The sequence below is a fragment of the Vibrio sp. 1580 genome, assembly GCF_033340055.1.
This window is the reverse complement of the sequence record NZ_JAWOVT010000419.1, coordinates 1-614: the sequence shown is the minus strand read 5'-3', so window position 1 is coordinate 614 and position 614 is coordinate 1. Positions and strand designations below refer to the sequence as shown.

At 45.6% G+C, this 614-nt stretch carries 1 protein-coding gene; it reads right to left on the bottom strand.

What is annotated here, in order from left to right; genetic code table 11:
• Positions 1–182 precede the first annotated feature (182 nt).
• A partial coding sequence (locus R7093_RS26340) for a TMEM165/GDT1 family protein (protein ID WP_318147164.1) occupies positions 183–614 on the bottom strand: 432 nt, incomplete at its 5' end.

The following is a 614-nucleotide window of genomic DNA, read 5'->3' as shown; positions in this document are numbered from 1 at the left end:
ACACCATTAAACTACCATGACAAGTATGACACTAATATGTCATCCGTCACGCTACGGAGCGATTTTAAGTCAGAGTTTGAGCTGCGCCACTAATTCGCTAGTTATTGATAATTCGCACCATTTTAACGATTGTTCGCAGATAACGTTTTTCCTTTTCAGGCTACGTTATCTGCTTCAAACCATTAAAAGAAGGCCGCACCAATAGCCAACAACACGAACAAAATAGCGGTTACTTTACGGATCAAACCCAATGGCATCTTGTCTGCTGAAAGCTTACCAATCAACACCACTGGCACGTTGGCCAACAGCATACCAATGGTCGTGCCAAGTATGACCCAACTCAGCGCATCCGCGTATTGCGCGCCTAGAATGGAAGTCGCAATCTGAGTTTTATCACCGATTTCAGCGACAAAGAAGGCAATAAAGCTGGCAATGAATGGTCCACGATTCGAGATCTCTTCGTCGTCATCCAGTTTGTCTGGGATCAGAACCCAAGCTGCCATGGCAACAAAACTGACCACCAGCACCCATTTTAAAACATCAGGAGATAGATAGTCGGCCACTACCACACCTAACCATGCAGCCAAAGCGTGGTTGGCAATGGTGGCTAAAAA